The 20,356-nt window shown below is 60.2% G+C and carries 20 protein-coding genes and 1 pseudogene; 10 read left to right on the forward strand and 11 right to left on the reverse strand.

Annotation, left to right across the window (positions count from 1 at the left end; translation table 11 throughout):
* Positions 1 to 4: 4 nt before the first annotated feature.
* The gene (locus tag ACVWZ5_RS04030; RefSeq protein ID WP_062572555.1) at positions 5 to 949 is read right to left on the reverse strand and encodes a GlxA family transcriptional regulator; all 945 of its coding nucleotides are present in this window, start codon (positions 947 to 949) and stop codon (positions 5 to 7) included.
* A gap of 110 nt (positions 950 to 1,059) precedes the next feature.
* Between ACVWZ5_RS04030 and ACVWZ5_RS04035 the strand changes: the two genes are divergently transcribed.
* The 5 genes from ACVWZ5_RS04035 (at position 1,060) to ACVWZ5_RS04055 (ending at position 6,161) form a co-directional block, all read left to right on the forward strand.
* Entirely contained in the window at positions 1,060 to 2,496 is a 1,437-nt protein-coding gene (locus ACVWZ5_RS04035; RefSeq protein ID WP_457340425.1) for a metallophosphoesterase family protein, read from the forward strand.
* Positions 2,497 to 2,664: 168 nt separating this feature from the next.
* The gene (gene choX / locus ACVWZ5_RS04040; RefSeq protein WP_062572553.1) at positions 2,665 to 3,609 is read left to right on the forward strand and encodes a choline ABC transporter substrate-binding protein; all 945 of its coding nucleotides are present in this window, start codon (positions 2,665 to 2,667) and stop codon (positions 3,607 to 3,609) included.
* 197 nt (positions 3,610 to 3,806) lie between these two features.
* A complete protein-coding gene (locus ACVWZ5_RS04045; RefSeq protein WP_186599674.1) occupies positions 3,807 to 4,691 on the forward strand; it encodes a BKACE family enzyme in 885 nt (294 codons plus the stop codon).
* 20 nt (positions 4,692 to 4,711) lie between these two features.
* Positions 4,712 to 5,677 carry an L-carnitine dehydrogenase gene (locus ACVWZ5_RS04050; protein WP_062572551.1) on the forward strand — a complete coding sequence of 322 codons (966 nt, stop codon included), beginning with the start codon at positions 4,712 to 4,714 and terminating at the stop codon, positions 5,675 to 5,677.
* A 10-nt stretch (positions 5,678 to 5,687) separates the two neighbouring features.
* Positions 5,688 to 6,161, forward strand: coding sequence for a thioesterase family protein (locus tag ACVWZ5_RS04055; protein WP_062572550.1), 474 nt, complete (start codon positions 5,688 to 5,690; stop codon positions 6,159 to 6,161).
* A 121-nt stretch (positions 6,162 to 6,282) separates the two neighbouring features.
* Here the strand turns inward: ACVWZ5_RS04055 and ACVWZ5_RS04060 are convergent, their stop codons facing one another.
* Positions 6,283 to 7,599 (reverse strand): hypothetical protein, encoded by a 1,317-nt coding sequence (locus tag ACVWZ5_RS04060; protein WP_301142484.1) that lies wholly within the window; start codon positions 7,597 to 7,599, stop codon positions 6,283 to 6,285.
* Between the two features lie 323 nt (positions 7,600 to 7,922).
* Between ACVWZ5_RS04060 and ACVWZ5_RS04065 the strand changes: the two genes are divergently transcribed.
* Entirely contained in the window at positions 7,923 to 8,180 is a 258-nt protein-coding gene (locus ACVWZ5_RS04065) for a hypothetical protein (protein ID WP_028688456.1), read from the forward strand.
* A 323-nt stretch (positions 8,181 to 8,503) separates the two neighbouring features.
* On the opposite strand, the gene ACVWZ5_RS04070 is transcribed toward ACVWZ5_RS04065, so the two are convergent.
* Positions 8,504 to 9,286: a hypothetical protein gene (locus ACVWZ5_RS04070; RefSeq protein WP_155721625.1), complete on the reverse strand. Its 783-nt coding sequence runs from the start codon at positions 9,284 to 9,286 to the stop codon at positions 8,504 to 8,506.
* Between the two features lie 207 nt (positions 9,287 to 9,493).
* Complete coding sequence (locus ACVWZ5_RS04075) at positions 9,494 to 10,285, reverse strand: hypothetical protein (RefSeq protein ID WP_457340426.1); 792 nt, start codon at positions 10,283 to 10,285, stop codon at positions 9,494 to 9,496.
* Between the two features lie 245 nt (positions 10,286 to 10,530).
* On the opposite strand from ACVWZ5_RS04075, the pseudogene ACVWZ5_RS04080 reads away from it, so the two are divergent.
* A pseudogene (locus ACVWZ5_RS04080) lies at positions 10,531 to 10,734 on the forward strand (hypothetical protein); the annotation flags it as partial.
* Positions 10,735 to 10,784: 50 nt separating this feature from the next.
* On the opposite strand, the gene gbdR reads toward ACVWZ5_RS04080, so the two are convergent.
* Together gbdR and ACVWZ5_RS04090 are read right to left on the reverse strand one after the other, a co-directional pair.
* A complete protein-coding gene (gene gbdR, locus ACVWZ5_RS04085; RefSeq protein WP_062572548.1) occupies positions 10,785 to 11,891 on the reverse strand; it encodes a choline metabolism transcriptional regulator GbdR in 1,107 nt (368 codons plus the stop codon).
* 389 nt (positions 11,892 to 12,280) lie between these two features.
* Positions 12,281 to 13,657 (reverse strand): L-serine ammonia-lyase, encoded by a 1,377-nt coding sequence (locus ACVWZ5_RS04090; protein WP_084941140.1) that lies wholly within the window; start codon positions 13,655 to 13,657, stop codon positions 12,281 to 12,283.
* Positions 13,658 to 14,101: 444 nt separating this feature from the next.
* Here ACVWZ5_RS04090 and ACVWZ5_RS04095 point away from each other — a divergent pair, with 444 nt between their 5' ends.
* The 3 genes from ACVWZ5_RS04095 (at position 14,102) to choV (ending at position 17,154) form a co-directional block, all read left to right on the forward strand.
* Positions 14,102 to 15,049, forward strand: coding sequence for a choline ABC transporter substrate-binding protein (locus ACVWZ5_RS04095; protein WP_062572546.1), 948 nt, complete (start codon positions 14,102 to 14,104; stop codon positions 15,047 to 15,049).
* 81 nt (positions 15,050 to 15,130) lie between these two features.
* On the forward strand, positions 15,131 to 15,979 hold the full coding sequence (gene choW / locus ACVWZ5_RS04100; RefSeq protein WP_172402369.1) for a choline ABC transporter permease subunit: 849 nt from the start codon (positions 15,131 to 15,133) through the stop codon (positions 15,977 to 15,979).
* Positions 15,976 to 17,154, forward strand: coding sequence for a choline ABC transporter ATP-binding protein (choV, locus tag ACVWZ5_RS04105; RefSeq protein ID WP_062572545.1), 1,179 nt, complete (start codon positions 15,976 to 15,978; stop codon positions 17,152 to 17,154). Before choW ends, choV begins: the two co-directional genes overlap by 4 nt.
* A 138-nt stretch (positions 17,155 to 17,292) precedes the next feature.
* On the opposite strand, the gene hisF is transcribed toward choV, so the two are convergent.
* The 5 genes from hisF to hisB are packed head-to-tail and all read right to left on the reverse strand — an operon-like array spanning position 17,293 to position 20,331.
* Positions 17,293 to 18,063 carry an imidazole glycerol phosphate synthase subunit HisF gene (gene hisF / locus ACVWZ5_RS04110; RefSeq protein WP_062572544.1) on the reverse strand — a complete coding sequence of 257 codons (771 nt, stop codon included), beginning with the start codon at positions 18,061 to 18,063 and terminating at the stop codon, positions 17,293 to 17,295.
* A 9-nt stretch (positions 18,064 to 18,072) separates the two neighbouring features.
* Positions 18,073 to 18,810, reverse strand: coding sequence for a 1-(5-phosphoribosyl)-5-[(5-phosphoribosylamino)methylideneamino]imidazole-4-carboxamide isomerase (gene hisA, locus ACVWZ5_RS04115; protein WP_062572543.1), 738 nt, complete (start codon positions 18,808 to 18,810; stop codon positions 18,073 to 18,075).
* Positions 18,811 to 18,837: 27 nt separating this feature from the next.
* Positions 18,838 to 19,098: a DUF2164 domain-containing protein gene (locus ACVWZ5_RS04120; RefSeq protein WP_096048918.1), complete on the reverse strand. Its 261-nt coding sequence runs from the start codon at positions 19,096 to 19,098 to the stop codon at positions 18,838 to 18,840.
* A complete protein-coding gene (gene hisH, locus ACVWZ5_RS04125) occupies positions 19,099 to 19,737 on the reverse strand; it encodes an imidazole glycerol phosphate synthase subunit HisH (RefSeq protein ID WP_062572541.1) in 639 nt (212 codons plus the stop codon). It abuts the gene before it with no gap.
* Positions 19,738 to 20,331: an imidazoleglycerol-phosphate dehydratase HisB gene (gene hisB / locus ACVWZ5_RS04130; protein ID WP_028688464.1), complete on the reverse strand. Its 594-nt coding sequence runs from the start codon at positions 20,329 to 20,331 to the stop codon at positions 19,738 to 19,740.
* Positions 20,332 to 20,356 lie beyond the last annotated feature (25 nt).

The following is a 20,356-nucleotide window of genomic DNA, read 5'->3' on the forward strand; positions in this document are numbered from 1 at the left end:
CACTTCATGACACGACCAATCGTCTGTCTTCCCGCGGACACCGCTCGAACCGCGCCCGGTAGCACCGGGTAAAATACGAAGCCGACTCGAACCCGCACGCCACACCCACCTCCAGCACGCTCATATCGGTCTGGCGCAACAACTGTCTGGCTTTATCCAACCGCAACCGCAAATAGAAGCCGCTAGGCGTGTCGTCCAGATGCAAACGAAACAACCGCTCCAGTTGCCGCCGTGTCACCTGCACCGCATCGGCCAGCACCTGGGTATTGAGCGGCTGCTCGATATTACGTTCCATTTCGCCAATCACCTTCACCAGCTTCTTGTTGCTGATGCCATAGCGGCTTGCAATTTGCATGCGCTGGTGGTCTTGTCGCTGGCGGATACGCCCGAGCACAAATTGCTCCGACACCTGCACCGCCAGCTCGCTGCCATGGGCCTGGGCAATCAGGTCGAGCATCAGGTCGATCGACGCCGTGCCGCCTGCGCAGGTGATGCGCCGCCGGTCGATCTCGAACAGCTCCTGGGTCGCCTGTAGGCTCGGGTAGTTCTCCTTGAACGCCTCCAGCGCTTCCCAGTGCACGGTGGCGCGGTGGCCGTCGAGCAAGCCGGCCTCGGCCAGCACCACCGCGCCGGTGTCGATGCCGCCCAAAATGACCCCATCATGGTCCAGCCGGCGTAATGCCTGCTGCAGCGGCGGGCCATAGCAGGCCAGCGGCTCGAAGCCGGCCACGATCAGCAGGATGCCAGCCGGCTCACTCTCCGCCAGCGCTGCATCGGCGTTCACTGACATGCCATTGCTCGCCTGCACAGCTCCGCCATCCAGGCTCAGCACTTGCCAGCGATAGGACGGGCCCTTGAAGCGGTTGGCCACCCGCAGCGGCTCCAGGGCGCTGATGAAGCCAATAGCCGAGAACCCCGGCAGCAGCAGGAACTTAATCAGTTGCAACATTTACATGCTCCTCGAGGGTATCCAGGCCGGTCACACCTGATATTTCTGCCAGTTGCCTGCCATGTGCTGGTTGCCCACAATCAATCACACCTCATATCGAGAAACTTGCCATGAGCACCATTAGCCTACTGAGAAAGCTGGCCGTGATACTGACAACTCTACAGCTGGCAGCATGCACCAGCCCAGACAATACTGACCAAACCAAAGCGCTGACCGGCTCATCTGCTTTGATGGTCGCAGGATGCGAAAGCACCCCAACCGATGACTTCGCCAGCTATATTCGCCCTGGTTGGCAAAACCCGAGTCCTACACTACAAAAAATCGTTATTGCCTCGGACCCACAACCGTTCCGTGCCATGACCAAGCGCAACCCATATGAAGAAGAGGTGGACGAGGCCAAGTGGAAACTCAACCTCAGCGAGAACTGGACCGGAATATTCAAATTGCAGCGCCAGGGCAGTTACCATATTCCGCTATTGGTGAATGGCGACATGACAGATTATGGCCATGGCAATGAACGTAGCGCGATGCGCGAGCGCATGAGAAAAATGGGATACGAAAACGGCCCCCTCATGCTCCCAGGATTGGGCAATCACGATTACGATCAAAATGTTGGCGACTGCGCCAACAATGGCTGCGCCCGGGATGCCGTCTGCGATCACATACAGTGGGTCAGCGCGATCAAGAATAATGGCACGGGGGTCAATTTTGATTACAACTATAATGCAAGCTCAAGAACGCACTCCGGCTCTCTCGCCTATTCGCTGGACGTCGGCAACATTCACATCGTTCAACTCAACCTCCAACCAAACTACACCAAGAATTTCTCGTCAGGCGCTCCTACAAAAACCCACTTCAACATCACCTCGTCCATGAATTGGCTGCGCAGCGACCTACAGGCAGCGAAGCAGCGCGGAAAATATACAATAATTAACATGCACAAGATGGTCAGTGACGAAGCCGAGGTAAAAGCGCTGTCATCATTGGCCGCCGACAACAAGGTCGTTGCCATTTTCGCTGGCCACTTGCACGGTTCACTCGGGCAAGTGCGGAAACTGGGGAAAGTGCCAGTATTCCAAGACGGCGCGTTACTTGCGCGATCATTCCTGACTGTGCTGTTTTATTGGGATGTCAAGGTGATGCAGGTCAACGCATTTGCTGACTTCAACGATGCGGGCGAGTGGAAATATAACATAGACACCCTTGAACCACCCGCACCACCTGAAGGGTCGTCAATGGAAATAACCGTATACACCAACGCAAATTACCAAGGGAAATCGTGCACCCTCACACTCACGGTTGGCCACACGACTCAACTATGCTCGGATTATTTACTTTTGCCTGTCAAATCCATGAAAGTTCGCAACTATAGCGGCAGTACGCTGAATCTTGTAGGGCCCATTCTGAACTATCTTATGATAAATGGGAGCTTCACAGGGGATTTTGAACTTCCAGACTTCAACGAAGGACACACCCTACCTTCACCCCTCACGTATCATACTTTTTTGCCCCTACGCACTTACGTGAACGTCGAGTCTCATAAATAAAGGTTAAAGCATGACCGGGAGGTAGTACTCTTAACGACAAACGGGTCGCTACAGTGCAATTGTTGGTCGTCAGTGTGCGATTTTTCACCCTGCCGGCAGCGTAAGGTGTTCACACGGTCCAGAGAGACCGAACCTCATAACAATATGCACTGCCGATGGAGAGCCACCATGCACAGCTTGATCCGCCGCAGCCTGTTGACCCTTGCCCTGAGCAGCATCGCCACTTCCCCGCTTTTCGCCGCAGAGCCCGCGGCCTGCAAGAACGTGCGCCTTGGCGTGGTCAACTGGACCGACGTCATCGCCACCAGCGCCATGGCCCAGGTGCTGCTCGATGGTCTGGGCTACCAGACCAAGCAGACCAGCGCCTCGCAGCAGATCATTTTCGCCGGTATTCGCGACAAGCGGCTGGACATGTTCCTCGGGTACTGGAACCCGATCATGACCCAGACCATCACCCCATTCATCCAGGCCAACCAAGTCAAGGTGCTCGACAAGCCAAGCCTGGAAGACGCCCGCGCCACCCTGGCCGTGCCGAAATACCTGGCCGACAAAGGCCTGAAGACCTTCGCCGACATCCACAAGTTCGAAAAGCAGCTGGGCGGCAAGATCTACGGCATCGAGCCAGGCTCCGGCGCCAATACCCAGATCAAGGCGATGATCAGCAAGAACCAGTTCGACCTGGGCAAGTTCCAGCTGGTCGAGTCGAGCGAGGCCGGGATGCTCGCCGCGGTGGACCGAGCGGTACGACGCAAGGAAGCGGTGGTGTTCTTCGGCTGGGCGCCGCACCCAATGAACGTGAACATCGACATGGTCTATCTCGGCGACAGCCAGGACGCCCTGGGGCCGGACGAAGGCCGCGCCACGGTGTGGACGGTGACCGCGCCGGACTACGCCGAACGCTGCCCCAACGCCCACCGCCTGCTGGCCAACCTGAACTTCAGCGCCGAGGACGAGAGCCGGATGATGCAGCCGCTGCTCGATCACAAGGACGCGCTGGAGTCCGCCCGCCAGTGGCTCAAGGACCACCCTGAGGACAAGGCCCGTTGGCTCGAGGGTGTAACCACCTTCGATGGCAAACCCGCCGCGGAAAACCTCAAGCTCACGGCCAACTGACAGAACCTCATCGCCTACTCGCACACCGACAGGTCAACCCGATCGGTGTAGGAGCGGCCTTGTGTCGCGATAGGGCCGCAACGCGGCCCCCGGACTTCAACGCCACCACATAAATCCTGGGGCCGCTGCGCGGCCCTATCGCGACGCAAGGCCGCTCCTACAGAGATCCGGTCCATAGTCACAAAAAGGAATCCACCATGAACCACGACGTCATCATCACCTGCGCCCTCACCGGTGCCGGCGACACGGTCGCCAAAAGCCACCTGGTCCCGGTCACCCCGAAACAGATCGCCGAATCCGCCGTCGAGGCCGCCAAGGCCGGCGCCACCGTGGTCCACTGCCACGTTCGCGATCCGCAAACCGGCCGCTTTAGCCGCGACGTCAACCTCTATCGCGAAGTGATGGAGCGCATCCGCGAGGCTGACGTGGACATCATCGTCAACCTCACCGCCGGCATGGGCGGTGACCTGGAGATCGGCCCGGGCGAGTCGCCCATGACGTTCGGCCCAGGCACCGACCTGATCGGACCCTTGGAGCGCCTGGTCCACGTCGAGGCGCTGCTGCCGGAAATCTGCACCCTCGACTGCGGCACCCTCAATTTCGGCGACGGCAATGCCATCTACGTGTCCACCCCGGCCCAGCTGCGCGCAGGCGCCAAACGCATCACCGAGCTGGGCGTGAAGGCCGAGCTGGAGATCTTCGATACCGGTCACCTGTGGTTCGCCAAGCAAATGATCAAGGAAGGCCTGCTGGACGACCCGCTGTTCCAGCTGTGCCTGGGCATCCCATGGGGCGCCCCGGCGGATACCACCACCATGAAGGCGATGGTCGACAACCTGCCGGCCAACGTCACCTGGGCCGGCTTCGGCATCGGCCGCATGCAGATGCCCATGGCCGCCCAGGCGGTGCTGCTCGGCGGCAACGTCCGGGTCGGGCTGGAGGACAACCTGTACCTGGACCGTGGCGTGCTGGCCAGCAACGGCCAGCTGGTGGAACGGGCGGCGGAAATCATCACCCGCATGGGTGCCCGCGTGCTCAGCCCGGCAGAAGGCCGGGAAAAGATGAATCTCAAGCGTCGCTAAGATCCCTACAGGAGCCCGATATGCCTTTCATCACCGAGATCAAGACCTTCGCCGCCCTGGGTAGCGGCGTAATCGGCAGCGGTTGGGTCGCCCGTGCCCTGGCCCATGGCCTGGACGTGATTGCCTGGGACCCTGCGCCCGGCGCCGAGGCCATGCTGCGCAAACGTATCGCCAATGCCTGGCCGGCCCTGCAGAAGCAAGGTCTGGCACCCGGCGCCTCACAGGATCGCCTGACTTTCGTCGCCACCATCGAGGCGTGCGTGCGCGACGCCGATTTCATCCAGGAGAGTGCCCCCGAACGCCTGGACCTCAAGCTCGACCTGCACGCGAAGATCAGCGCCGCCGCCAAGCCGAATGCGATCATCGCCAGCAGCACCTCGGGCCTGCTGCCCAGCGAGTTCTATGAATCGGCCACCCACCCCGAGCGCTGCGTGGTGGGCCACCCGTTCAACCCGGTGTACCTGCTGCCATTGGTGGAAATCGTCGGCGGCCGAAACACCAGCCCCGACGCCATCGAAGCGGCGAAAACCATCTACACCACGCTGGGCATGCGCCCATTGCATGTGCGCAAGGAAGTCCCCGGTTTTATCGCCGACCGCCTGCTCGAAGCGCTCTGGCGCGAGGCCTTGCACCTGGTCAACGACGGCGTCGCCAGCACCGGCGAGATCGACGACGCGATCCGCTTCGGCGCCGGTCTGCGCTGGTCGTTCATGGGCACTTTCCTTACCTATACCCTGGCTGGCGGCGACGCCGGCATGCGCCACTTCATGGCCCAGTTCGGCCCCGCGCTGAAGCTGCCCTGGACGTACCTGCCGGCACCGGAGCTGACCGACAAGCTGATCGACGATGTGGTGGAAGGCACCTCGGAACAGCTGGGCGAGCGCAGCATCGCGGCCCTGGAGCGCTATCGTGATGACACACTGCTGGCGGTACTGGAAGCGGTGAAAACCAGCAAAGCCAAGCACGGCATGGCCTTCGGCGACTGAGGAGAAAACGATGCCCGCCCTGATCACCTACCGTACCCGGGTGTCGCCAGAATGGGTCGACTACAACGGCCACCTGCGCGATGCCTACTACCTGCTGATCTTCAGCTACGCCACCGATGCGCTGATGGAGCGCATCGGCCTGGATGCCGATGCAAGGGGCCAGAGCGGACATTCGCTGTTCACCCTGGAGGCGCACATCAACTACCTGCACGAGGTGAAACTCGATACCGAGGTGTGGGTACAGACACAAATCATCGGCTTCGACAGGAAGCGCCTGCACCTTTACCACAGCCTGCACCGGGAGGGGTTTGACGAGGCGTTGGCGGCCAGTGAGCAGATGCTGCTGCATGTTGACCTGACAGGGCCGAAATCGGCGCCGTTTGGTGATGACTGCAAGGACCAATTGAAACGACTGGTAGAAACGCAGGATTACACCCTCTCTCTTGATTGGATAGGCCGATCCATCTCACTTGCCAGGCATTGAGTGAACAGATTTTTTGTAAACCGGCCCTTCCTAGAGAGGGCCATTTCCAAAAGCACTTTCATCACCGCATCCGCCTTGAAAAGCTTCTTGAGAATCCCTATTGCGCCTTGAAAATAAGTCATCAAGGATAAAAATTCTCTATGATCTCCCGCTGCTCATTCATTCGACGCACCACGTCGTAGCTCTCTTTCGTACCTAACGGTATACCCTGCCATTGCTTGCTCGGATTCGAGTAGACGTTGAGCCTCGTGCAGCCCCGGCAGTCCTCATAATCCGTCATTATGGTTCTTGCATTGCCGCCGGGAAGCAGATAACCGTACTGATAGGGCGGTCCAGGAAGCTTTGGAGCGCCTGGTCTCCAGTAATGCTCGCCGCCTATGTTGTGACCCAGAACATGCCCCATGTCCAAGTAACCGCCCAATATGTTCCAGGTGCTGAATCCAGTTTCTCTACGATTCGCCAGGTAATACGTTCCGAACACCGTTGGGTCGATGATGGCGGTGAGCACCAGATCGGCGCTCAAGCGTTCACGCGCAGCCTGCATCTGAGCATACACATCGCTGCCATTCATACGGATCAAGTTCAAGACCGCGATGGGCGTCAGGCCTTTCTCGCTAGCGATACTTTCAGTATATCCGGCAAATTCATACTGTATTTCGACTCCACTGTTCTGTAACTGCCGATTAGCAAAAATCAGATGGTCTTCCATGATGTCTGACAGGCTAGGGTAGTCTGCGGGTCGCCGCGAAAAACCCGCACGGGCTTCAACCGTACTCATCATCATTACCCGAATAGTACTGACGGCCGCCGGTTGCACGTCCTGTTGCCGCACAGCAGCGTGCGCGACGGGGCCCGGATCGGGGTCTTCTACCTGAAGACAAGACTGGACGTGCGCCTGTTTCGATGGGTCGACCCTTATCAGCACCTGTTGCCCTGCTCCGATATAATCGAGCCGGTAAAGCTGTCCGTCCACACGTATCTCTCCAAATACCTTGTCGCCATAGCGGACCAGCGAAGCCCAACTTGCCGGATCGACGTCAACTTCTGCGGAAGAAGAGAAACGTAGCTTGCGATCAGATAGAATGTCGCCATACCAATAAGACCTGCCTGGCTTGTCACTATTGAACCAACGGAGCTGATATTGCAGTGGCTTTTCACCCGGCAGCTCCACCGAAATTACGATGGTTTCTGGCCCGACACGTTCCGGAAAGACAGTTACCCCGCGAATTTCCTGATTGACAGGATCATCAAGCAAGTCATTCAGATAAGATGAGAAATTTCGTTTGCGCTGCATACCAAGCCAAGCTTCGTGCTCCATCACAGGCCCAAGTTCGAAGAGCACTGGATTCGCATGGGCCGTCGGCGCTGAAAGTTTATTGGCCGGAGAGCAAGCTGATAGAAGAGTAATAATTAACGCTATCCGAATTAATGGGTACATGCCGCTGCTCCTTTCCGAATTACCTCATTAGAGCGACCGGCACGGTGGTGGACAACTGGCAAAATTATCAGGTAGCCAAAAAATAACCCCGGAAGCCGTGAGCATCCGGGGCCAAGAGCGAGCAACATCCACTGTGCGTAAAGTCAGGGTGACCAAGCCCTCTGCGCCGTGAATGATGTCAGTGTGCGTCCTTCCTTCCCCTGCGATTTAGCCGTAAACGACCTGTTCTTAGCCAAAGCGGCCATCGCGACGATCCGCCCTTGCCGTCCAGACGCGTCAGACACAGAATCGATGGCAAACAACAGCGGCGAAGGACATTAGTCATGATGCATGCGGATTTGATCGACCAGGACGACCTGCTGGGCCAACTGCGTTCGCGGGGTTTCGACATTCCGGCCGGAGCCAGCGCCGAGCAGGCCTGCGAGGTCGTGATACGCGGACTGACCGAGCCCAATGCCCGGGCCCTGAAGGGCATGGTCGAGCAGATGTATACCGGCAGCGCGACCATCCTTCCGGCCGTGCGCCAGGCCATCGACAAGCAGTTGCTGCCGGCGTTGGCGCAGTTCAACAAGCGCGCCTGAAGATATGACTGGCGCATTGTAATTGAATGGACTCATCCCCACCGAGGCATCACCGTGTCACGGTGGTGTTGCAAGAACAACACGCGGTGTCGGGCCGATCATCGCCCGGCAATGCTGGCCAAACATTCTGAGCTTGCATGTCTGCACAATGCTCGCCAGTTTGCCGCCGCCTGCTTACTTGAAAACCTTGAGGGCTGTGCAAGTGGATGTGGCTGGACACCCGCCCGCAAGTTGGGTGATGCTACCCCTTCCCATATAGCCAGTTCCTCAAGTTTCCAGTTGGCCGAGTAATGCTCAAGCGACCTCCTTCCGGCAAACGAGCGTTATTGCAACATGTCAATACTGTACAATTTGGTTGCTAATACATCACCTTTACTCGTTACCTTTGCCCCAGGCACGTCCGTGCTATTCAGGTCCGGAATAGAAATTGCATATACACCAGCCAAGGAGCTACTGGGCTCATAGCACCGATTGGCCTCATCCTTCACTGCTCGAAAACAGACCTTTCTATTTTTCGGAAGTCCAATGATCTTTGCAGAGTGCGCGCGCGCACCGCTATCGTTACAGGCCGGCTTCGAGTCGTCGACTCCGACTTCAACTGTACAAAGATGTTCTCCCTGCATATTCTGAGAAGAATACAGTTTCACGAAAATTTTCCCAGGCTCATAGGTTAACTCGACTGGGGAAACGTAGGGAGAAGGCAAAAACCCATAAAAGACCATGCTATGACTTTCGTGCTGTTCACGGAGCGTGACAAAACCTTCATCACCGTAACCGCCTCCGGTCAGGTCAAAGAATAAGCAAAACAGGCTTTCTCCTGTCGGTTTATTCCCACACACGCGACCGAAGCCATAGGCTCGATCATCAGTGCCGGCAAAAAGTTCCAGGGCCTCAGCAGGTTTGCCAGACCATGCGCAAGACGTCGTCTCACCGAGTTCCCAGTGTTTGACTTTGCAAAGCTCCTTACGATCACCGTCAAATAGTCTAAATTGCATAATGAAGTCATAATCACCTTTGACGCTGGGCTGTGCGCCCCATAGAGCGAATGACGCCATGCACAACATAGCCCCAACCATCGCCATGATTTTATTGGATTTCATGGTCATGCCTCTTCCCTCTGCGCTAGACAAAGCAAAACCCAAACTGCCTTACCCAGGCAAATTGATTGATCCAAATAGCTCCGGCGCACAATTATCAAACGCATGCTTGGCTGGCTGAATGTGGCATGCTTCGACACACTGCGAAAAGCTACGCCGCCATTACCTCACTGGCTTGTACCATGCGCTGTTTGCAACATCTCTTTCGTATAGAGCCTAGTACTTCACCTTCTGCAGTTTACCTCTGACATCCCCCTTCACCTCAAACTCCACACCCCCGCCCCTGGCCGGCCCGCCCAGCTCCGGCACCTCATATTCCGGTTTAGTTGTGCTGTAGCAAGTGCTATCAGAACTGGTGCGCCCGTTAAAACATAATTTTCTATTCCCGGGATTCTCGGAGATGTTCAGGCGAAGATCCGTCTTTAAAAAATCTGTACCAGGACACTTTGCCCTGACATCAACTTCGCCCCATTGTTTAACGGCGAACGTGCACAAAGGATCGTCACCTACCCGCGGAGACATCGCCACCGTGGCGGCCCTTTCAGCCGAATAAATCACTTTAGTGACATCTTTATACAAACGTGGATCGTTTTTTACGGCAATATATGGCCTAAGAGCCTCTGTGATCGGTGGCCACGTCGAAAGAAACGCCCTATCTACTCTATTCGCATCACCATCCCTCGAACCTTGTATACACAACGCAGCCCCTACTTCAGGATCTTGTGAATCAGTCAACAAACAAAGTGTCATATCGCTATTAGGAAGCCGCCCCATAGACAACGACCCAATATTTTTTCCTTTAAAGCCATCACAAACACCCCTTGTCTCTATGGGATTCTCAAAAGAAATAGAACAACTTGCCCCCTTCAAATTCGCTTCTGCATATAGTATCAACACCAGTTCGCTGGACGACTTTTTGTCAGCCAATGCCTCCGAGGCAGCCGCCGCCTCCACCATGAAGCTAGCCAGTGCCAAAATTGATGCAAAGCAATAAAATCGCCCCTTCATTTTTCCTATCCCTCGATGAGCTCACCGCATTTAACGAGTGCGCCAGCCTTAAGTAAGCCAGTCAAATACTGGTACAAAAAATGCCAACTACCCCGCCAAGACAAACACTCGAACACTCACGTCAATAAATTATTTGCCCAACAATCGATCTTCACAACTAGTAAAAATACCAGGTCTAGTTCATGAAAAAGCCCGGACGCACTGAGCGACCAGACTAAATAGTCATGGACTACTTAATTTAGCCTTGCGAGGTAGGGGCGCAAGGGCTGACCGAGCTCAACGGGAGGACGCTCAAGGATAGGGTGGAGAAGATGTACACCGGCACGCCGGCGGTGCGCCAGGCCATCGACAAGCAGTTGTTGCCGACGTTGGCACAATACAACACGCGCATGAGGCCATCGAAAAGAGTGGCCGCAAGATTTGTGGGAGCGGGCCTGCCCCGCGATTGAACCATCGCCGGGCAAGCCCGCTCCCACAAGCTTGTCAAATAAGCCCGCGTCTACAGGCGCACACTGGCAAAGGTCGACTCGTTGCGCGCCTGGCTCAGCGCCGCCATCGGCCCGCTGTGCGGCGACAGGGCCATGGCTTGCGGGATCGGCATCATCGCCACCTGCTGGGTGGTGTTCGAACCCACGCGCTCGTCACGCGGCGGAATGCCAAAGTACTCGCGGTAGCACTTGGAGAAGTGTGGGGTGGACACGAACCCGCACACCGACGCCACCTCAATGATCGACATCGGCGTCTGCTTGAGCAGTTGCCGCGCCCGGATCAGGCGTAGCTTGAGGTAGTAGCGCGACGGCGAGCAATGCAGGTACTTCTGGAACAATCGCTCGAGCTGGCGGCGCGACACCGATACGTACACCGCGAGTTCGTCGAGGTCGATCGGCTCTTCGAGGTTTGCCTCCATCAGCGCGACGATTTCCTGCAGCTTCGGCTGGTTGGTGCCGAGCATGTGCTTGAGCGGCACGCGCTGGTGATCCTGCTCGTTGCGGATGCGCTCGTAGACGAACATCTCGGAGATCGCCGCCGACAGCTCGCGGCCATGATCGCGGCTGATCAGGTGCAGCATCATGTCCAGCGGCGCGGTGCCGCCGGAGCTGGTGAAGCGGTTGCGGTCGAGGGTGAACAGGCGGGTGCTCATGTTCACCCGCGGGTAGGCTTCCTGCATCGCCGCCAGGCATTCCCAGTGCACGCTGCAGTCGAAACCGTCGAGCAGACCGGCGCAGGCCAGCGCCCAGCTGCCGGTGCACACCGCGCCCAGGCGACGTGACTGGCGGGCCTGGGCCTGCAGCCAGGTGACGTGCTCGCGGGTGACGGTGCGCTGGATGCCCACGCCGCCGCAGACGATCACTGTGTCCATGGGCGGCGCGTTGTGCATTGCCGCGTCCGGGGTGATCTGCAGGCCGTCGCTGGCCCATACCTGGCCACCGTCGACGGTCAGCGTGTGCCAGCGATACAGCTCGCGGCCGGACAGCTGGTTGGCCATGCGCAGGGGTTCGACGGCCGAGGCCAGCGAGATGAGGGTGAAGTTGTCCAGCAGGAGAAAGCCGATGGACTGGGGTGCTGTGCGGTTCTGGGTTGGGGTCCCGGAGGTGTACGACGTCATCGCGATTTCTCCTCACACAATGCAGGGGGTGCCTCAGGCGAGCACTGTTCTTGTAATGGCCCCGTTTCGTATGCAGGGGCTTTGCCAATCTCAACGCAAATGGCATGCCTGAATTTGAACGCCCATCCAATAAAACCCAAAAGCGACGTCGGCATGCGCCTTCCAGCAGCCCGGGTGATGAGCGTCAGGTCAAACGCAAACAGGCGGGCCAGCGCCTCTGCGCGTCACCTCTGAGCAATTCGGTAGCACTTGTGGGAAGGTTGCCCAGATGCGACAGACTTAAGTGTCACCGACAACCAACCTGCTGGTAACGACAGGCGACGGCCGGTAGAAGACAACCAGTGCGCCAGAATGTGGCGCATCGGTCACGCGTGGGCCGGAACGGCGCATCAGCACTCGATGACGCTGACCGCCAAGCCCCCACGGGAGGTTTCCTTGTACTTGTCATGCATGTCGGCGCCGGTGTCGCGCATGGTGCGGATCACCTGGTCCAACGAGATGAAGTGTTCACCATCACCGCGCAAGGCCATCTGCACGGCATTGATCGCCTTCACCGCAGCGATGGCGTTGCGCTCGATGCAGGGCACCTGCACCAGGCCACCGACCGGGTCGCAGGTCAAGCCGAGGTTGTGTTCCAGGGCGATCTCGGCGGCGTTCTCAAGCTGCGCGGGCGTCGCGCCCAGCACTTCGGCCAGGCCCGCCGCGGCCATGGCGCAAGCCGAGCCGACCTCGCCCTGGCAACCGACTTCGGCGCCGGAGATCGAGGCGTTCTTCTTGCACAGGATGCCCACCGCCGCCGCGCCGAGGAAGAAGTCCACAACATTGGACTCATCCACCGCATCGGAGAAACGCATGTAGTAGTGCAACACCGCCGGGATGATGCCCGCCGCACCGTTGGTGGGCGCGGTGACCATGCGCCCGCCAGCGGCGTTCTCTTCGTTGACCGCCAGGGCAAACAGGTTGACCCACTCCATGGCGCTCATGGTCGAGCCGATCACGTTGGGCTTGCCCAGCTCCTGCAGGCTGCGGTGCAGGCGGGCGGCGCGGCGACGCACATTGAGCCCGCCGGGCAGGATGCCTTCATGCTTGAGGCCGTTGTTCACGCACTCCTGCATGGCTTGCCAGAGCTTGAGCAGGCCGGCACGGATCTCGGCTTCGCTGCGCCAGACCTTTTCGTTCTCCAGCATCAATTGCGACACGCGCAGGTCGTTTTGCTTGCACAGGCGCAGCAGTTCGGCGGCGCTGTCGAAGTCGTAGGGCAGCACGGTCTGGTCGGCGTCCAGCACACCGCTGGCGGCCTGGGCGGCATCGACCACAAAGCCGCCGCCCACCGAGTAATAGGTGTCGCGGTGCAGCTCGCCCGCCTCGCCTTCGGCAATCAGGGTCATGGCATTGGGGTGGTACGGCAGGTTCTCGTCCAGCAGCAGCATGTCGCGGGCCCAGACGAATTCGATGGGCAGGCGGTTGTCGAGCTTGAGCACGTTGGTTTCACGCAGGTCGGCGATGCGCGGAGTGATCTGGCCGGGGTCGATGGCGTCGGGCCATTCGCCCATCAGGCCCATGATCGTGGCGTTGTCGGTGCCGTGGCCGACGCCGGTGGCCGACAGCGAGCCATACAGCCGCACCTCGATGCGCCGTACTCGCTCCAGCTCGCCGCGTTCGCGCAGCCCCTGGACGAACAGCGCACCGGCGCGCATGGGGCCTACGGTGTGTGAGCTGGAAGGCCCGACACCGATCTTGAACAGGTCGAACACGCTGATGGCCATTGTCGCATCACCTCTTGATGGGCTTGTCTCGCAGCGCCGAACACCGCCTTGCGCAACTGCTAGGCTGAAAGCTCGAGCCGCCTCGGAATGCTCGCATCATCGGGCTTTTGCCCACCCACTCGCCGTCTGCAACCGACGTACTTTTGTCCAGCAGCGCCGCCCCTGCACCGGCCCTGCGTGCGCCGTTTTCCAGCGCCGGGACGCCGCAAAAACCGAGGCCGGGGGGTGGAAAAATCCAGTTGCGACATCGTCCGTACTGGATGCGACCCGTCCTGTACTGGATACGACGCCACCAGTAGGCGATTGCCGAACGCTGGAGGATTATCGAAAGCGACTCGTATTGCACGGCCTCGCATCCTGCCCTCTGCAGGCCTGGTCGACCGGAGCCCTGAGAACGCCCGGCGACCCACGCGAACCCGAAGATAAAATCACAGGAGTCCATCCATGAAAGCTTCACCCAAGCTGTTGCTGGTCGCGTTGCTGTCCGCTCCGCTGCTGGCCCAGGCCGCCGAACCCGAGCAGTGTCAGACGGTGCGTTTCTCGGATGTCGGCTGGACCGACATCACGGTCACCACCGCGACCACCAGCGTCGTGCTCGAAGCCCTGGGCTACAAGACCCACACCACCATGATCTCGGTACCGGTGACCTACAAGTCGCTGGCCACCGGCAAGGACCTGGACGTGTTTCTCGGCAACTGGATGCCGACCATGGAGAACGACATCAAGCAGTACCGCGACGCCGGCACCGTCGAGACCGTGCGCGCCAACCTGGAGAACGCCAAGTACACCCTGGCCGTGCCCCAGGCCCTGTATGACAAGGGCCTGAAGGACTTCGCCGACCTGCCCAAGTTCAAGCAGGAACTCAAGGGCAAGATCTATGGCATCGAACCCGGCAACGACGGCAACCGCACCATCCAGAAGATGATCGACGACAACGCCTTCGGCCTGAAGGACGCCGGTTTCCAGATCGTGCAGTCCAGCGAGGCCGGCATGCTCGCCCAGGTCGACCGGGCGCAGAAGCGCGACGAGGCGATCGTGTTCCTCGGTTGGGAACCACACCCGATGAACACCCGCTTCAAGATGCAGTACCTGACCGGCGGGGACGCCTACTTCGGTCCCGATTTCGGCAAGGCCACCGTGCTCACCAACACCCGCAAGGGCTATGCGCAGGAATGCACCAACGTCGGCCAGCTGCTGAAGAACCTGTCGTTCGAGCTCAAGGATGAAAGCACCATGATGGGCTATGTCCTGGACGACAAGATGAAACCCGAGGCGGCGGCCAGGAAATGGCTCAAGGACAACCCTGGCAAGCTGGATGCCTGGCTGGCCGGCGTGACCACCGTGGACGGCAAGCCCGGCCTCGAGGCGGCCAAGGCCAAACTGACGCAATAACGCAAGACGCAATGGCAACACCTCGGGGCGGGACCGTGCCCGCCCCGGACTGATTTCAATCTTTGCAGGTGGAAGCTCGCTATCATGCTTATCGATCAGAAAATACCCCTGGGGCAGTACATCGCCTCATTCGTCGAATGGTTGACCCAGAACGGCGCCAGTTACTTCGACGCCATCGCCGCAGGCCTGGAATTCATGATCCATGGGGTCACCAGCGCCCTGACCTGGTTCAACCCGTTCGTGCTCATCGCCCTGTTCGCCGCCCTCGCGCACCTGATCCAGCGCAAGTGGGCCCTCACCGTCTTCGTCGCCCTGTCGTTCCTGCTGATCCTCAACCTGGGCTACTGGCAGGAAACCATGGAAACCCTGGCGCAGGTCACCTTCGCCACGGTGGTCTGCGTGGTCATCGGCGTGCCGCTGGGCATCGCCGCCGCGCACAAACCAATGTTCTACACCGCCATGCGCCCGGTACTGGACCTGATGCAGACCGTGCCCACCTTCGTCTACCTGATCCCGACCCTGACCCTGTTCGGCCTGGGCGTGGTGCCGGGGCTGATCTCCACCGTGGTGTTCGCCATCGCCGCGCCCATCCGCCTCACTTATCTGGGCATCTGCGACGTGCCGCAGGAACTGATGGACGCCGGCAAGGCCTTCGGTTGCTCGCGCCGCCAGTTGCTGACCCGTATCGAACTGCCCCACGCCATGCCGAGCATCGCCGCCGGCGTGACACAATGCATCATGCTGTCGCTGTCGATGGTGGTGATTGCCGCCCTGGTGGGCGCCGACGGCCTGGGCAAACCCGTGGTCAACGCACTGAACACCGCCGATATCTCCCTGGGCTTCGAAGCGGGCCTGGCGATCGTGCTGCTGGCAATCATGCTCGACCGTATCTGCAAGCAACCGGAGCTGCCGGTAAGGGGTGAGGCATGAGCATCATTCGTTTCGAAGACGTCGACGTCATCTTCTCCAGCAAGCCGCGCGAGGCGCTGGCCCTGCTCGACCAGGGCAAGACCCGCGAGCAGATCCTCAAGCAAACCGGGCTGGTGGTCGGTGTCGAGAAGGCCAACCTGGACATCAACAAGGGCGAGATCTGCGTGCTGATGGGCCTGTCCGGCTCGGGCAAATCCAGCTTGCTGCGCTGCATCAACGGCCTCAACACCGTGAGCCGCGGCAAGCTGTTCGTCGAGCATGAAGGCAAGCATATCGACATCGCCCACTGCACCCCGGCGGAGCTGAAAATGATGCGCACCAAGCGCATCGCCATGGTGTTCCAGAAGTTCGCCCTGATGCCCTGGCTGACGGTGCGCGAGAACATCAGTTTTGGCCTGGAGATGCAGGGCCGTCCCGAGAAGGAACGGCGCAAGCTGGTGGATGAAAAGCTCGAGCTGGTGGGCCTGACCCAGTGGCGCAACAAGAAGCCGGATGAACTCTCGGGTGGCATGCAGCAGCGCGTCGGCCTGGCCCGGGCGCTGGCGATGGACGCCGACATCCTGCTGATGGACGAACCGTTCTCGGCCCTTGACCCGCTGATCCGCCAGGGCCTGCAGGACGAACTGCTGGCCCTGCAGAGCAAGCTGAGCAAGACCATCGTCTTCGTCAGCCACGACCTCGACGAGGCCCTGAAGCTGGGCAGCCGCATCGCGATCATGAAGGACGGGCGGATCATCCAGTACAGCAAGCCGGAAGACATCGTGCTCAACCCGGCCGACGAGTACGTGCGTACCTTCGTCGCCCACACCAACCCGCTCAACGTGCTGTGCGGCCGCAGCCTGATGCGCAGCCTGGACCAGTGCAAGCGAGTCAACGGCTCGGTGTGCCTGGACCCGGGGATCGACTCATGGCTGGACCTCGGCGAGGGAGGCTCGATCAAGCGCGCGCGCCAGGGCCAGAACGGGCTGGATATGCAGAACTGGGCACCAGGGCAGGATGTGGAGCTGCTGGAGCGCAGGCCGACCGTGGTGCACGCCGATATCGGCATGCGCGAGGCGCTGCAGATTCGTTACCAGACCGGCAACAAGCTGGTGCTGCAGGATAACGACAAGGTGGTGGGGATTCTCGGGGATACCGAGCTTTACCATGCCTTGCTTGGCAAGAACCACGGGTGATGCCTCTGGGGCCGCTTCGCGGCCCTTTCGCGACACAAGGCCGCTCCCACAGGCACGACGCCAGCCTCAGGCGCAGTGCTGTACTTGTGGGAGCGGCCTTGTGCCGCGAAAGGAGGGCGAAGCCCTCCCAGCGCTCTGTCAGCGAACGACGATCCCACGCGAAACCATATAGGCCTTCGCCTCAGGCACCGTGTACTCGCCAAAGTGGAAGATACTGGCCGCCAGCACCGCGCTGGCATGCCCTTCCAGAATCCCGTCGGCCAGGTGCTGCAGGTTGCCCACGCCACCGGAGGCAATCACCGGAATCCCCAGCGCATCGCTGATCGCCCGGGTAACCCCCAGGTCGAAGCCGTTCTTCATGCCATCCTGGTCCATGCTGGTCAGCAGGATTTCACCGGCCCCCAGCCCTTCCATCTTCTTCGCCCACTCCACCGCATCCAGCCCGGTGGGTTTGCGTCCGCCGTGGGTGAAGATCTCCCAGCGCGGCGCTTCGCCCGGGCCGGATACTTTCTTCGCGTCGATGGCGACGACGATGCACTGCGAACCGAAACGGTCCGCCGCCTCGCCCACGAACTCCGGGTTGAACACCGCCGCGGTGTTGATCGACACCTTGTCGGCACCGGCGTTGAGCAGGTTGCGGATGTCCTGCACGGTACGCACGCCGCCGCCGACGGTCAGCGGGATGAACACCTGGCTGGCCATGCGCTCGACGGTATGCAGGGTGGTGTCACGGCCATCGACGCTGGCGGTGATGTCCAGGAAGGTGATCTCGTCCGCGCCCTGCTCGTTGTAGCGGCGGGCGATCTCCACCGGGTCGCCGGCATCGCGGATGTTCTCGAACTTGACGCCCTTGACCACCCGGCCGTTGTCCACGTCCAGGCAAGGGATGATGCGCTTGGCCAGTGCCATGGTCGCTCCTTAGCCTTGATAGTTGTCGCAGAAGGCCTGGGCCTCGGCGACGTCGAGGGTGCCTTCGTAGATGGCGCGGCCGGTGATGGCGCCAATGATGCCAGGGGCCTTGGCGTCCAGCAGGGCCTTGATGTCGCCCAGGTTGTGGATGCCGCCCGAGGCGATCACCGGAATCGAGGTGGCTTCGGCCAGGGCCTTGGTGAACGGCACGTTGCAGCCCTGCATCATGCCGTCCTTGGCGATGTCGGTGTAGACGATCGCCGAGACGCCATCGGCCTCGAAACGCTTGGCCAGGTCGATGACCTGCACCGAGCTCACTTCGGCCCAGCCGTCGGTGGCGACAAAGCCGTCTTTCGCATCAAGACCGACGATGACCTTGCCCGGGAAGGCCTTGCACGCTTCGGCGACGAACTCGGGCTGCTTGACCGCCTTGGTGCCGATGATCACGTGGCTGACGCCGGCCTTGACGTAGTGCTCGATGGTTTCCAGCGAGCGGATGCCGCCGCCGATCTGGATCGGCAGGTTCGGGTAGCGCCTGGCGATGGCAGTGACCACTTCACCGTTGACCGGCTGGCCTTCAAAGGCGCCGTTCAGGTCGACCAGGTGCAGGCGGCGGCAGCCACCCTCGACCCATTTGGCGGCCATGCTCACCGGGTCGTCGGAGAATACGGTGGAGTCTTCCATGCGGCCTTGGCGCAGGCGTACGCAGGCACCGTCCTTGAGATCGATAGCAGGGATAATCAGCATCTTGGCAACCTGTCTTGTTCGTTGGGTTCAGGGCTTTTCGAGCGCCCACAGGTCGCTTTCGATACTCTCGAACCGCTCCTTGAGGTGCAGCTGAACATCGGCAATCGCCCTGTTGTAGTAGTGGGGTGCAATTTCCTTGCTGAACAGCTCGAGGACCTCGGCCACCTCGAACGACCCCAACTGCAGCTCGAAGCGGTCTTCGAGGAAGCGCTTGAGCGTGTCGAGCGCCTCGCGCTCCTGCTCCGGGGTCAGCGTGATGATCGGGGCCTTGGTCTTCGATCGGCTCATTTACCAGCGCCCGTCCCAGGCGACGAAGTTCTGCAGCAGCTGCAGGCCATGGGTATGGCTCTTCTCCGGGTGGAACTGCACGGCGAAGCGCGAGCCATCGGCCAGCGCGGCGGCGAAGTCGACGCCATAATGGCCGCGACCAACCACCTGGCCCGGCTTGCCGGCGTTGATGTAGTAGCTGTGCACAAAGTAGAAGCGCGCCCGGTCAGGGATGTCATGCCACAGCGGGTGGTCGATGGTCTGGCTCACTTCGTTCCAGCCCATGTGCGGCACCTTCAGGTGCTCGCCGTCTTCCTTCAGGTCTTTACCGAAGAAGCGCACCTGGCCGGGGAACAGGCCGATGCACTCGACGCCATCGTTTTCTTCGCTGTGGTCGAGCAGCGCCTGCATGCCCACGCAGATACCGAGGAACGGACGGTCCTGGCTGACCTCGCGCACCAGGCTGTCAAAGCCCAGGCGGCGGATCTCGGCCATGCAGTCGCGGATCGCGCCGACGCCGGGGAACACCACGCGGTCGGCTTCACGAATCAGCGCAGCGTCGCTGGTCACCAGCACCTTGCCGGCGCCCACGTGCTCGAGGGCCTTGGCCACCGAGTGCAGGTTGCCCATGCCATAGTCGATTACGGCTACCGTCTGCATTTACAGGCACCCTTTGGTGGACGGCATCTGCCCGGCCATGCGCTCGTCGAGGGTGACGGCCATGCGCAGGGCGCGGCCGAAAGCCTTGAATACGGTCTCGATCTGGTGGTGAGTGTTGTGGCCACGCAGGTTGTCGATGTGCAGGGTCACCAGGGCGTGGTTGACGAAGCCCTGGAAGAACTCCTGGAACAGGTCGACATCGAAGCCGCCGACGGTGGCGCGGGTGTAGGGCACATGCATCTGCAGGCCCGGGCGCCCGGAGAAATCGATGACCACGCGCGACAGCGCTTCGTCCAGCGGCACATAGGCATGGCCGTAGCGGAAGATGCCTTTCTTGTCGCCGATGGCCTGGGCGAACGCCATGCCGAGGGTGATGCCGACGTCCTCGACGGTATGGTGATCGTCGATATGCAGGTCGCCCTTGCACTCGATGTCCAGGTCGATCAGCCCATGCCGGGCGATCTGGTCGAGCATGTGTTCAAGGAAAGGCACGCCGATTTCAAATCGGGCCTTGCCGCTGCCATCGAGGTTGATCGAGCACTTGACCTGGGTTTCCAGGGTATTGCGCTCGACGGAAGCCTTACGTTCGACCATCACCAGCTCCGCAAAATCATTGGGC

Source organism: Pseudomonas sp. TE6283 (assembly GCF_054060555.1).